This window comes from Prevotella intermedia ATCC 25611 = DSM 20706 (assembly GCF_001953955.1).
Lineage (GTDB): Bacteria > Bacteroidota > Bacteroidia > Bacteroidales > Bacteroidaceae > Prevotella > Prevotella intermedia.
Window position 1 is genome coordinate 488,438 of record NZ_CP019300.1, and the last position, 14,201, is coordinate 502,638.

The 14,201-nt window shown below is 38.9% G+C and carries 6 protein-coding genes; 4 read left to right on the plus strand and 2 right to left on the minus strand.

What is annotated here, in order from left to right; translation table 11 throughout:
• The first annotated feature begins 4 nt into the window (after positions 1–4).
• From BWX39_RS02140 to BWX39_RS02155, 4 genes are all read left to right on the plus strand, one after another.
• Positions 5–907, plus strand: a complete 903-nt coding sequence (locus BWX39_RS02140; protein WP_028905679.1) for a helix-turn-helix transcriptional regulator — start codon at positions 5–7, stop codon at positions 905–907.
• 411 nt (positions 908–1,318) lie between these two features.
• A complete protein-coding gene (locus tag BWX39_RS02145) occupies positions 1,319–4,555 on the plus strand; it encodes a SusC/RagA family TonB-linked outer membrane protein (RefSeq protein WP_028905678.1) in 3,237 nt (1,078 codons plus the stop codon).
• 16 nt (positions 4,556–4,571) lie between these two features.
• Positions 4,572–6,191 carry a RagB/SusD family nutrient uptake outer membrane protein gene (locus BWX39_RS02150; protein WP_028905677.1) on the plus strand — a complete coding sequence of 540 codons (1,620 nt, stop codon included), beginning with the start codon at positions 4,572–4,574 and terminating at the stop codon, positions 6,189–6,191.
• Between the two features lie 169 nt (positions 6,192–6,360).
• Entirely contained in the window at positions 6,361–10,068 is a 3,708-nt protein-coding gene (locus tag BWX39_RS02155; protein ID WP_028905676.1) for a choice-of-anchor J domain-containing protein, read from the plus strand.
• A 100-nt stretch (positions 10,069–10,168) separates the two neighbouring features.
• Here BWX39_RS02155 and BWX39_RS02160 read toward each other — a convergent pair whose 3' ends face one another.
• Together BWX39_RS02160 and BWX39_RS12335 are read right to left on the minus strand one after the other, a co-directional pair.
• Positions 10,169–12,193: an outer membrane beta-barrel protein gene (locus tag BWX39_RS02160; RefSeq protein ID WP_244271496.1), complete on the minus strand. Its 2,025-nt coding sequence runs from the start codon at positions 12,191–12,193 to the stop codon at positions 10,169–10,171.
• A 77-nt stretch (positions 12,194–12,270) separates the two neighbouring features.
• Positions 12,271–13,173 carry a hypothetical protein gene (locus tag BWX39_RS12335; protein WP_244271497.1) on the minus strand — a complete coding sequence of 301 codons (903 nt, stop codon included), beginning with the start codon at positions 13,171–13,173 and terminating at the stop codon, positions 12,271–12,273.
• Between the last annotated feature and the right edge of the window lie 1,028 nt (positions 13,174–14,201).

The following is a 14,201-nucleotide window of genomic DNA, read 5'->3' on the forward strand; positions in this document are numbered from 1 at the left end:
TTCTATGCGCTATTCCAAACTTCAAAACGAACTTCAGCTTATTCTGCTGCTTGCCGATTCTGTAGGCTATTCTGCCGTTGAATTGAGCAAAAAGATGAATATCTCTCGTCGGCAAATCTATTATTTGCTCGATTTTATAAAGTCGGCAGGGTTTATCCTTTTCAAGCAAGGCGACAAGTATCACATCGACCGCCGTTCGCCTTTCTTCACCAATCTGTCGCAAACCCTTCAGTTCACCGATGCCGAAGTGCGCACTATATATAATGTGTTGCTTATGACGGGCAACAGCAGCGATATGGTGAACCAGCTGCGTGCAAAACTCGACCGTGCCTACAACTTTTCGCATAGTGTAAGCACGGCAAAACAACAGGCATATATTAATAATGTGAAAATCATTACGCATGCCATCGAAAATAAGAAGATGCTTCGCCTTGTAGGCTATTCCAGTCCGCATAGCCATTCTGTTTCCGACCGTATTGTTGAACCTTTCTTTCTGATGAATAACAACCAAGATGTGCGTTGCCACGAGATTAAGTCGAAGATGAACAAGACCTTCCGCCTTAACCGTATGCAGCGCATCGAGGAAATAGACGCTCCGTGGATATACGAGGATTGCCATCGACAGTTATTTACCGACATTTTTATGTTCAGTGGCGAAGAACATTATAACGTAAAGCTTTGTTTGGGGCAACTCGCTCACAATCTTTTCTTGGAAGAATACCCACATGGGGCAAAGTATCTCTCCGTTATCGACGAGAAACATTGGCTGCTTGATATTGAAGTTTGCGACTTCCGTGGGCTTGGTCGCTTTGTTCTCGGTCTGTATTCAGATATTGAAATTCTTGAGAACGATGCCTTTAAGGAATACATACGGCAGACACTTGCGGCTTATTTGGCAAAAGAGTGAAACGTTCACTCTGTATGCTTACATTATTATAAAAGTATCTGTCAAAACCTTTAAGGCACACATCACATAGTTTGTTATATTTACATCTTTTTCCATTCTTTCTAATCACAATTACGTTTTTGCGCTCTTATCCATAGACAAACGGTGCCTTAACACCTTGCAAACTAACATTACAAAGCGGTTTCAGCCACCTTTCATTAAGGTTTAATCCCTTTCTTGTTAATAAAAGTAAAAAAAGAGGTCATTTCATTAAATTTATTTGTTCCGTTACGTACGAAATACTATCTTTGCAATTACGTTAAAAGATGAAAACACTTTCGTTTTTAACTAAGCTATGAGAAATTGGGACAAAATCCCAAGCAAAAATGAAACAATAACTGTTAATAATTAAATTTTAAAGTGAGAGATTTTATGAAAAAAAGACTAACAATGTTTCTCGCCTGCCTTTTCCTAAGTTTAGGAGTGGCTATGGCACAGACACATGTTACGGGTGTTGTTATCTCGGCAGAGGACAATCAACCTGTAATTGGAGCTTTTGTTAAGGTGCTCGGTACTACTGACGGTGCTCAGACCGACCTTGATGGTAAGTTCGAGTTGAAGGTACCTGCTGGTGCAATGCTCGAGTTTTCATATGTAGGTATGACTCCTAAGAAGCTAAAGGCTGCTCCAAACATGCGTGTTGTTCTCGAATCAGACAGCAAGACCATGGAAGAAGTTGTGGTAGTAGCTTATGGTACACAGAAGAAATCAGCATTTACTGGTTCGGCTGCCGTTGTAAAATCTGGTGATATTACAAAGGTACAAGTAACAAGTGCTGTTGATGCTTTGAAGAATAAAGTATCTGGTGTGCAGATGACACAAAGTTCTGGTGACCCAGGTTCTTCATCAGGTATCCTTATTCGTGGTATCGGTTCTATCAATGCTGGTGGTTCTCCTTTGTATGTTGTAGACGGTTCACCATTCGACGGTGATATTAAGTCTATCAACCCACAAGATATCGAAAGCATGACAGTCCTCAAGGACGCTGCTTCTGCTGCGCTTTATGGTGCTCGTGGTGCTAATGGTGTAATTATTATTACAACAAAGGCTGGTCGTGCAGACCGTGGTACCATCACTGTTGATGCCAAGTGGGGTTCAAAGTCTCGTGCAATTCCTGACTATGATTATATCACTGACCCCGCTGCTTACTATGAAATGTATTATAAAGGTCTTTATAACTATGCGGTATCTCCAGACGGCAAGGGTATGAAACCTGAAAAAGCATACATTTGGGCAAATAAGAACCTTACAAACTCTAGTAGCTTTGGCTTGGGATACAACGTTTACACATATCCAGCTAATGAAAAACTCATTGGTACTGATGGTAAGTTGAATCCTAATGCAACTCTTGGTCGTATGGTAACTGGTAAAGACGGTCAGCAATATTGGCTCCAACCAGACAACTGGATTGATGCAATTTACAGCAACGCTCTTCGTCTGGAATATTCTGCAACAGCAGTAGGTAATACTGATAAATCTACATTCTATGGTTCTGTCAACTATTTGCAGGACGATGGTATTACCGTAGCTTCTGACTACCGCCGTTTCACTGGTCGTTTGAAGGCTGATTACCAAATTAACGATTGGTTGCGCATTGGTGGTAATATGAACTATTCTCACTATTCTACACATTATGCAAATGGTGGTACTGGTGACTCTGGTGATTCTGGAAATATGTTTGCCTTTACTCGTATTGCTCCTATCTATCCTTTGTATCTTCGTGATGGAAACAAGAACATTATGCGCCATGATGCATCAGGTCTTGAAGCTTATGATTATGGCGACAATACAAGTACAGGTCTTGGTTTGCTACGTCCATTCTTGAGTGGTTCTAATGCCTTGTCAGATAACCGCGTAAACCTTGATTTTACTGATGGTAATACTTTCAATGGTGTTGCTACTGTTGATGTTCGTTTCTTGAAAGACTTAACTTTCAGAAGTGTTAATAGCGTTTACTTGAACGAGTCACGTGGTAAGGGCACAACGAATCCTTGGTTTGGTCTTTATGCTACCGAAAAAGGCTCTGTTTCTGTACAACATAGCCGCTCTTGGTCATACAACTATCAACAAGTTTTGAATTGGAAGCCTGTATTTGGCTTACATGACTTCGATTTTATGGTTGGCCATGAATACTATCGCTTTACGTCTACAAGTTTGAGTGGTACCAAGACTAATATGTTCGATTTTGACTATTCTGAACTTTCTGGTGCTGTTGTAACAAAAAATACAAACTCTTCTAGTGGTTTTTATAATACAGAAGGTTGGTTCGGTCGTGTAAATTATAGCTATGACAATAAGTACTTCGGAGAAGTATCTTATCGTCGTGATGCCTCTTCTAGATTCCACCCAAACCATCGTTGGGGTAACTTCTGGTCATTAGGTGGTGCATGGCTTATCTCTAAAGAGTCTTGGTTCAATGCTCCTTGGGTGGACGAATTGAAGTTCAAGGCTTCTTATGGTGCACAGGGAAATGATAATATTGGTGCATTCCGTTATACAAATACCTACTCTATCGTTCCTTCTGATAATGCTGTTGCTACAGTTAAGAGATCTCGTGGTAACGAAAAGATTTCTTGGGAAAAGCAAGGTATGTTTAATGTTGGCTTCGACTTCTCGTTCTTCCGTCAACGTTTGAGTGGTAGCATCGTTTACTTCGACCGTTCTACAAAAGATATGCTTGCATTCTTCTCATTGCCAATTACTTTTGGCTGGGCAGGCTACTATGATAACATTGGTGATATGAGTAACCGTGGTCTTGAAGTTGAGTTGTTCGGTGATATTATCCGCACACGCGACTTTAAATGGGGTGCACATTTGAACTTGACAACTTATAAGAATAAAATCACTCGTATTGCAGATGCAAATAAGACAATGTGGGCTGATGGTGCTCCAGGTTACCAAAGTGGTCGTTACTTCTATGGTGAAGGTCAGTCAATGTACACATACTATTTGAAGAAATATGCTGGCGTAGATCCTGAAACTGGTAAGGCTCTTTATTGGCAAGACAAATACAAGAAGAATGCTGCTGGCGAATTTGAGTTGGATAAGAATGGCCAACCAATCGTAGAAGAGAGGGTTAAGGTAGAGAATACAGAAAAGGCTACTTACCATCTCTGTGGTACATCTTTGCCTGACGTATATGGTGGCTTCGGTACAAACTTTGCTTGGAAGGGCTTCGATTTCTCTATTGATTTCGGATACCAACTTGGTGGTCAAGTATATGATGACAACTACGCTGCAGCAATGAACCACAACCGTGGTAGTGCTATGCACGTTGACTTGTACAAGGCATGGTCTCCTGAAAATAAGGGTTCTAATATCCCACGTGTACAACACCAAGACCAATATACAAACGCATCTTCTGACCGTTGGTTGACATCAGCTTCTTACTTCAGTCTGCAAAATATCAACCTTGGATATACTTTGCCTGCAAAGTTAACACGTAAATATGGTGTTTCTAAGGTTCGTATCTATGCTGTAGGTGACAACTTGTGGCTATGGTCTAAGCGTAAGGGTCTTGACCCACGCCAATCTATTAATGGTGGTGTTTCAAACGTACTCTACTCTAATGTTAGAACAATTTCTGGTGGTATTACAGTAACATTCTAAAAATATACGAAAGAATATGAAAAAAATAAATAAATCAATATATGGTGTCCTTTTAGCTGGTCTTACCTTATCTGCAATGACCGGTTGTATTGATGAGGCAGAGCCACGTAATGGTACTGTTACTCAGGAACAGCTTGGACGTTCCGCAACTGCGACAGCTTCTATTGTAAATGGATTGCCTGCATATGGTAAAACTGTTTGGAACAGAGACTATCACTTCTCGTATGGAACTTCGTCTATTATGCGTATCCGTGATGTCATGACTGACGACTATGTGGTAAAAGACCACGACTATAATCAGTTTAGTGCTTGGGCTGCAACCAAGGCTCTTGGTCCTTCTTATCTGATAGGTCAGTATGTGTATACATTCTATTATAGCTATGTTTTCGCTTCAAACTTGGTCATTGCTGCTGTTAATCCTGAAAAGGCATCAAACGAGCAGTTAGGTTACCTTGGTTTGGGATACGCTTACCGTGCTGCTAACTATCTTGATTTGGCACGTATGTATGAGTGCTTGCCAACGGATGTAAATCCTGCATGTACAAATGAACAAGGATACAATGTCAAGAATCTTACAGTTCCTATTGTTACTGATACTTTGAGCGAAAAAGCTTCACGTAATAACCCTCGTGCTACACATGAAGAAATGTTTAAGTTTATCGAATCTGACTTGAACAATGCTGAAAAGTATATTGTGCATTTAGTATCAAATAACAAGAATACGCTTCCAGACTTGGCTGTTGTTTATGGTTTGAAGGCTCGTCTTTATATGTGGAATGAAGACTATGCGCAAGCGAAGGAATATGCTCGTAAGGCTATTGATACTTATGGAAAAGCTCCTATCTCTGAAGCAGACGCTACTGACGTTAAGAAAGGTTTCAATGACATTTCTAAATGGATGTGGGGTGCTCAGTACACATCAGAAGATTATGCTGTGAAGACTGGTATTATAAACTTTACCTCTTTTGCTTCTAACGAAACGGCATTCGGTTATGCTGGAAATGGTCCTATGAATATGATTGGTAAATCATTCTACGATAGAATTAGTGACACAGACTGGCGTAAAACAATGTGGAAGGCTCCTAACGGCTCACCATTGGAAGCAAAGAATAAGTATATAGATGGTTCGGCGCATAAGATTGATTTTAAAAAGAGAATTCCTACATACGGTTCATTAAAGTTCCGTCCTAATGAGGGTAATTATTATGAATCTCCAGTCGCTACAGCTTCTGCTTATCCTTTGATGCGTGTTGAAGAAATGTATTTCATCGAAGCTGAAGCAGCTGAACGTGTAGCTGCGGGTACTGGTATTGCTCTTCTTGAGAATTTTATGAAAACATATCGTGATAAGAACTATACTTATACAGGCACGGATGCTATTGATGAAATTATCTTCCAAAAACGTATTGAACTTTGGGGTGAAGGTCAATCATTTTTCGATATCAAGCGTGCTAACTTGTCTGTAACGCGTGGTTATCAAGATACAAACTTCTTTGAAGATTGGAGATTTAACACTAACGGTCGTCCTGCATGGATGAACTTCTGTATTGTTAGCTTGGAAGAAAATGATAACCCTGCTGTTAAGGGTAAGAACAATCCTGACCCCTCTAGGGCTTATCCACTTTGGAAAGAATAAGAGTTGCTATAATTAAGTTTATTATGATTTTATAGACAAAAAATTAAAGTAACTATTATATAAAAAAGCGAGGGTGTGTAAAAATGGCGCACCCTCGTTTTCATATTGAGAATAGTAAAGTATAAAAAGATTTTTTACGCATTTATTAAACTTAAAAACAAAATTCATTATGACGCAATTTAAAACTATTGCACGGAGAGCCGTGTGGATTTGGTTGCTGATTGCATTGTTTGGTGTAACAAGTAACTTGCATGCACAGGTGCAGGAACTTGATTTCAGTAAACTGGACGATGCCCAACCATTACAAACTTTATCGCAAACCAAGAAGTACAAGGAAGCTATTGGAAATACTTGGTTTAGTATATCCAACGTTAAAACTGGTGTTTCTTGGAGTGCACCTTTTTCCAATCAAGAGTTTAGTCTTAATATATCTTTACCAACTATAAAGAAGTTGACAGAGAATTTTAAGTCTTACTTGGTTTCTCCAGCATTGAGCTTAAAGGATATTGCTGGTAAGCAATTGAATTTAGAGTGGAAGACAGGAACTGTTAAAGGCGATACTAAGCTTTCGGTTATTCTTATTAATAAGAAAGGTGAATTAATCGACAAGATTGGCGATGTGCTTCCTACATCATCTAATTCGGCGTATGAAAACTATTCTGTAGCAATCCCTGAAACAGTAAAGGATAAGGGCATTGGCTTTGTTGCTTTTTATATGGAAGGCAATAAAGATAGTTATGCGCTCTTTAAACTCAAGAATATTGAGACAGGAGAGAAGTCTGACCCTATTGATATTACTGCGGAACCTGCTGAACTCGATTTCGGTTCAGTTGGTATAAATCAAGTATCTGAAGAGAAGTTTACTACCATTACTGTTGCTAATTTTAAGGGCGAAAAGATAATACCTGTGTTAGAAGGACAGGACAAAGATGACTTTATTGTCAGAACAGAGACAGGTGATGCACTATCTGCAACAGGTGGAAAGTTGTTTGTAAAGTTCCAACCAAAAGCAGTTGGCAATAAAACTGCAACGATAACAATAACTATTGGCAACAAGGTTGTAACCATAATGTTGAAAGGTAAAGGTACAGATGAAGCTAAACCCGACAAACCTGAAAAGGAGTTGTTGGAAAATCAGTTCTTCTGGGACTTCGATACGAACAATATGCCTAAGAACTGGGAAGTTAAAGGTGAGCAAATCTTTAAGCGTGAAAAGCGCGACAGTTACCATTCAGACACAGGCTTTGGTGTAGGAATTAAGACAGGAAACGATAAAGGTTTCTTGAAACAAGTAATTGATTTACAGAAGAACGATGTTACTCTTGGCGATGAAATAGAATGCCAAATTCACTATACCACCATTTCAAGTGCTAAGAAGGAAGGGCCTTTGCGTCTTGCACTTCGTTGGCTCAACGACAATAACGAAGTAGTGAAGTGTGGCGAAGATGCCTTTATCAACAATCCTAAAGTATTCTTTGGTAAGATGAAGTCGTGGGGAACATTGACTTTCCGCACCATCTGCCCTGAGAATGCAACGAAGTTAGAGTTTGCTGTTGAAGTACAGGAAAACAGTGAAGTAAGTTTAGACGACTTCAGTGCCAACCGTATGCCTGCTTCTGAAGCTAAGGCTACGCCACTTATCGCCATACTCCCACAGGTACGTACAATCTATGGTGAGGTAGGAGAGACCGAAACATACGACATTGCTATCCAAACGATGCACTTGAGCCAAGCACAGAAACCAAACTTCAGCGGTGGCGACAAATATACTTTGGCAAGCAATATGATGAAGCTCGATATTGAGGAAATAGGAAAGAACCAATCTGTAAGCGCACAACTTATCGTTACTCCAACAAAGAAAGGTGCTTTCAAAGATACTGATTCGTTTAAGCTGAGTTTTGCAGGTGCTGACGAAACGCATAACAGCAACTTGGTGCTTATAGCTTACTTTATGGAGAAAGGCAAGAAACCATCTGTTAAGTTGTCTGAAAAGACTCCTATTACCGAAATGAAAGCTGAACCCGGAAAGACGGTTACACAAAACTTGGAGTTTGATGTAAAAGATATAATCACCGATGTAAAGCTTGCCATTGAACATACCTCAGAGGTAAATTGCTTCAAGAGCAACACCAACATTTTTATGTATAACAAGAGCAAGGGAACGCTCTATGGCGAACCTAAGCTCCGCATCGACTTCCGTCCGCTTGCCGTAGGTACATACGAGGCTACACTTGTGGTTTCAACAATCTTGGGCGACACCGTTCGCTACAACTTGAAGGGTATCTGCGAAGAAGCCACAGCAGGTACAAAGGTTGAGAAGTTCACAGCCAACACCATTGAAGAGCGTTTTGCGAAAGAACCCGAATGGAAGAACTTCGGCAAGTACGACCTTGGCTATTGGAAGATAGAAGGCAAGTGGAACGGCGCAGGCGATATTACGCTGAACAAGGGCGGCATGCTCTATTTTGACGATGTTTTGATAAACGGATTGAACAAGGTGAAGATGACTCCAGCCACTGCTGCCACTTCTTTCCGTGCCGAATATTCTATCGATGGTGGTGGGCACTGGCTGCCTATGAACAACGAGGGCAAGGCAAGTGCTACCGGTGAGTTCACGCTCGACAGCCATCGTCCTACACTCGTTCGCTTCGTGAATACCACCGAAGCTGATGTAAATGTAAACACTGTACTTTTCTATCATAACGATAGCGAACAGCGCACTGCCTTCAACGATATTGCCAAGGCTATGATAGCAAATGCCGATGCTACACCATTGACGCTTCTCAACGAACGATTCGACGGTATGCGCCACAGGCAAATCCTAAGCATACAAGGTTGGCAAAACCTGATTATGCGTGGCGACCGTCCATTCTGGGTGTGGAAACAAAGAGAAAACAACCTTGTCGATGGTAAGATACAGCACGAAGGAGCATACATTACGTTCTGGAAGACGGGCGTTGTAGACCACAACCCATACGAGTCTTGGCTTGTTTCGCCAACACTTTCTTACAAGCAGGCTGCAAGCAAGTTCCTCACCTTCAGCCTCCGTTTCAACGGTTTAAGCAAGGACGAACAGCACGAAGAGTTCTTCCAAGCATACATCATCACCGAGAAAGACGGCGTTATAAAGGAGCAAGTGCTCGATATTGAGAAGTACAAGCCAGCTGGCGTTGAAATTGAAAACGAAACTTGGTTGAACTATCGCATAGACCTTTCAAAGGTAAAAGACATCAATATCGACGATAATTTCCACCTTGCATTCTCTTTCTACAGCAAGGAAGGTGGCAACTACTCTGCTTTGAACTGGATGATTGACAACGTTTCGTTCGGTCGTACCGACTTGCCCGAAATCACTGTCGATAAGGAGTTCCTCTACGTTCCATACAAGATGAAGCAGAAGACAGACCCAGTTGTGTTTAAAGTAACAACCAAGAACAACCCGTTTGATAATGTAAGTATCGTGTTGTCTCCTTCAAAGATGAAGAAATATTTCCAATTACTTACTCCAGAATTGGCTCCTGAAGGAGGCGATGCTTCGTTTGTTTTCTATAGCGAAGACAATAAAAAACATGCAGCAATGTTCATAGTTCAAGTTCCTGGTGCCGAAACAGTAATTGTGAAAGCACTTGCCGACCTTTATACAGGTATTAATAGTGCAGAAACACCCAACAAAACAGAAACTCCCTATATTGTTGATAAAAACATTTGCTTGTCTAATAAATACCAGAGTTATAAAATCTATTCAACAACAGGACAACTTCTGCAGCAAGGAGGCTACGAGTCTAATATTAGTATAGCCAACTTACAGCATAGCATTATTATTTTAAGACTATTTGATGGTAACGAAACTAAAACTTATAAGTTGCACAATAAATAAACATCAATAAAAATCAACTGGTTATTAGGGTTATTCAAACTCTAATAACCAGTTTTTTTATCACAAAGTTTCTTTCTCAACAATGTATATTTGCTAAGTTTCAAGGTTTTTTCGATATTCTGTATCCAATAGTCAGCATAACATAGCTTGGAATGTTGTTGTAAAATGTTTCTTCTCTTCCTTGTCCATTCACAATGTATGTGTGGTTCGAGATATTCTGTAGAATGTCGTAGCCTGTAATGCTGATGTTTAGCCTATCGTGCATAAATGTTTTTATGAGCGATGCATTCCAGACAAGACAGTTGTTGTTGGAAGATTGGTCGCTGTATCTTCTCCTGCCATACATTTTCAGGTCGGTGGCAAACTGTATATCGTAAGGAAGCGTATAGTTGCCAGCCAAACCGTAGTAAAAGTCGCAAACACTGAACGTCTTAAAATAGCTGTTCAAACTTTTCGAGTTATGAATATCTATATTTCCTATGAAAGCTATGCGCAAACTATTTTTCTGTACAGTGAGTTTTATACCATCGGTAAAATAGAAGTTACGCACTTTGCTTATGCCGTAACTCTGAATGGAGTTTAGGGTAACGAAGTCTACATTGTTGTTGAGTTTTAAACTCATATTGTTTTCTAAAGTCCATATCCTTCTCTTGTCTAAGCAGACTGAAAAGCCATTATTAAATTCAGCAGTCCAATTACCATTTATATTGCGTGGCTGATAAGTGTAAATTCCTGTTGTTGTGTTATACGACATTGCATTGCCCACAGCCTGATGAAACAATTTAAAGTCGGCACTTAAATAATACTGTCCTTTTAGTTTCTGTATAATGTTGCCATAACTTGCCGAGAAACTGTGCGTCGTAGTATTCTGCAAATCACCATTCCCCATATAAACCGACAACGGCTTCGATGTATCGGTTACTCTTATTGTTTGTTTCAAATCGGGCGTTGTAACTTCCATGTTGTATGCCAGTTGCCAATTTTTTCCATTTGCACCTCTGAAACTATACGAAATTGTAGGCGTAAAAAGCCAGTCGCGTCGAGAAACCAATGTGTCAATATCACTGCGCAGATAATTCATACAATTATGCTTATAAGCCAATGGTAATAAAAAATCTATCCGCGTAGTACCTTTTCTACCTTCTTTATCATAGAAAATCCGCATTGTTCCACTATGCACGTGAAATCTATTCCATGTTTGGTAGCTGTTGTTCAAGTCCATAGCCAACAATAGTGAATCTCTTGTAGAAGGCAAATCCGTGAGCCGATGTCTGCTATTTGTCCACCCCGAAAGCTTATCTAACCGGTACCTGTTAAAACTGTCGTATTGATAATTTTGCTGATAACCGTAACTTGCATTAAAGTTCCAATTATTTAGCAGATGAATGTTATATGCCAACTTGGCTGCAATATTATAGTGGTGCGAAGGCTCATTCACATATTGGTGTTCCGTTTCATTTGTATTTGTTTGCATAAACTGAAGCTGGTAACCATTAAAATTCTTTTTGCGTTCCTTTACGTACGATGCTTCTGCTTCTAAACTAATATTGTCTCCCCATGGAAGTTTTTTCGAAACCTCAAGTGTCTGCCATATTCCATAACGATAAAATCGGTTGTCGCTGTCTTGTTTATTGCTATTTACAAGCTGTTTCTTTATAGTGGAATCGTTTTTATTAAAGACGTCATTCAGCAAATCTTCTGTATTCTTAACGCTGTTGAAAGGATTAGCTTGGAAAGTTGCCAATTTCGAATTCAGTGTACCCGATGTTTTCCAATATTCAAAGAATGTAGATGCATATAGATAGAACGATTTAGAGACAATAAAATCGTTTTGCGCTGTAATCGAAGTTTCTTTCCCATTTGTATGCAGAGTAGACGCAGTATAATTGTTATGTGTAGGCAAGAAAGTCGTGGTAATAGTTTTAGCATCGTAATTACCATCGCGCCAAAGTGTCTTTACATAAAATTCGTTGGACACCGACTTATCTGTATTTTTTAGAAACCAGTCTAAACCTGCAATCTTGAAACTTAAAACTCCGTCTCCTGCTTTATAAGCGTCCCATTCTCCATCAGAACCCGGACGCAAATCTTGGTTAATATTATTGGCACTACTAAAAAACGACAAGCGCGAAAGTGGAGTATATCTTAGTCCGAATAGTTTTGTATTGTAACGTTTGTGTGTAGCAAGACCAGCCTCGGCATTTACAATATAGCCTGTAGCATATTCTTTTTTAATTGCACGTCCATTACAAACTCTTTCTTCTCGTTGTTGTAACCTAAATATTGGTTCTTCTCATTCGTTCGGTTATAAAATTTTATATTCTTTACCGTGTAAGCCGGGAGATTTCTCAACAATATCTTTTGGCTCTTCTCTCCCTTCATAAATTTTTCTCCTTGCAGCAAAAGATTATCAACCTTCTTTCCATCTTTGAATATCTCTCCTGCCGAATTAAGTGTTACCGAAGGCATTTGCCTGATAAGTTCGTCGAGCATAGAACCATTGGGCAAATTAAAAGCGTCTGCATTATAAACAACTGTGTCGCCTTTAAAAACTATCTTTACTTTAGTAGCTTTTACCACAACTTCGTCTAATTCGTTCACCTGTTGTAGTTTCGATTTTCGTTTCATATATATTGTTGGAACTTGGAACGACTGGTTTCTTGCAATATACTTCACATTATAATTAGAAAAAGCCGATTCGTATCCAGATTGTTCCGCTTTAACAATATACTTTTTAGGAGAGGCAGGAATATTGAAACTGTAATAAGATTCCATATAAGTTTTATCCTCATCAATGTATTTCACGGTTTGTTTATCTATAATGGTACTGTCTTCATCCATCAAAATCACAGACACATTTTTTATGCCTCCGTTTGTAAATGCATCTCTCACATATCCCTGCAGCAAAATGGTTCGTTCTTGTGCTTTTGCCCCTATACATATAAAGAGCAGAAGCAATAATAGTTGTTGTGGTTTGATAAGCATAGGTATATTGTTCTTAGTTTTTATTATTATTTGTGAAGAAGTTATTTTCTTACGGATAGATAAAATAATTTTATCTTGTTGTTTATTCGTAAAGGCAAGAATTACATACTCCCCTTTCATTTCATTGTTGGTCCAATTATTTGGGCAGATCGTAATAATATGCTTTTTCCTAATATTCTCTACGTACAAATTTATAAATATTATTCCAAAAAGTTATCTCTTTTCTTTGTTTTTAATAAATATCAACTATTAACCGTCGTGTTTTTATACTTACTTTATTACTAAAGTATATTTAGACTCCCATTCTAAAACTTTATTTAACTGTGCTTATTCTTTTAGTAGCTCACCATTTGTAGCGTCTATTTGTATAGAGAAAATAGCTAAAAATGGAGTTTGCAAATTGTTAGTTGTCAGATAATTATATGGAGGGTGGAATTTATAATAAGAAATTATTTTTTTTATATTATAAAATTATCGTTTTTATATTACAAAAAAATAATTTTCCATATAAAATTAGGCACATATAACCAATGGTTTTGGACAACTCTTTTTGAATATTGCCGACTCTACAATAATTCAAGTGGAAAGCATAATTGTGTTCCCCCTATTTGGCTTTTTTAATTTGTAGATAAAGACACAGAAAAAACGCTTATAGCTATGAGTATCGGTAGAAATGGTGGTGCGCTAAAAGCTAAAGTATAAATACACCTTATTATATTAACAGGAAAAGAGGAATATAGTGTAAATATTTTTCGCAAACCCATCTATTGCTTAACTCTTTCATTGCCAGCAGTTTACAAAACCTATTGTTTTGCATTCTAAAAGCGTAGGTTTTGCAAGGTAAAAGCGGCTCTTTTAGCCCGCAAAACCTACGTTTTCGCAACGCCAAAGCGCAGTTATCGCTTTTTAACAGAATTATCTTTACAAAGTTAGATGGAAAATCCCACCAAATACCTTCGGTAATCAAAATGTACCTCAACGCCCTTTTTGTAAAATTAAAAGTTTTATAGGTGCAGCAATTGTGTTGAATTGATAGATATGTTTGCCTGTATTGACGCAAGTTTGGTTACTGTTAACAGCATCTTGGTGTATCTATAAACAAAAAGCAACTCCTTTTAGCTCCTTTCTTATCAATGTGTTATTACTTG

Coding starts and splice junctions, on each gene's coding strand:
- BWX39_RS02140 (WP_028905679.1), top strand. CDS start 5: ATGCGCTATTCCAAACTTCAAAACGAACTTCAGCTTATTCTGCTGCTT.
- BWX39_RS02145 (WP_028905678.1), top strand. CDS start 1,319: ATGAAAAAAAGACTAACAATGTTTCTCGCCTGCCTTTTCCTAAGTTTA.
- BWX39_RS02150 (WP_028905677.1), top strand. CDS start 4,572: ATGAAAAAAATAAATAAATCAATATATGGTGTCCTTTTAGCTGGTCTT.
- BWX39_RS02155 (WP_028905676.1), top strand. CDS start 6,361: ATGACGCAATTTAAAACTATTGCACGGAGAGCCGTGTGGATTTGGTTG.
- BWX39_RS12335 (WP_244271497.1), bottom strand. CDS start 13,173: ATGAAAGGGGAGTATGTAATTCTTGCCTTTACGAATAAACAACAAGAT.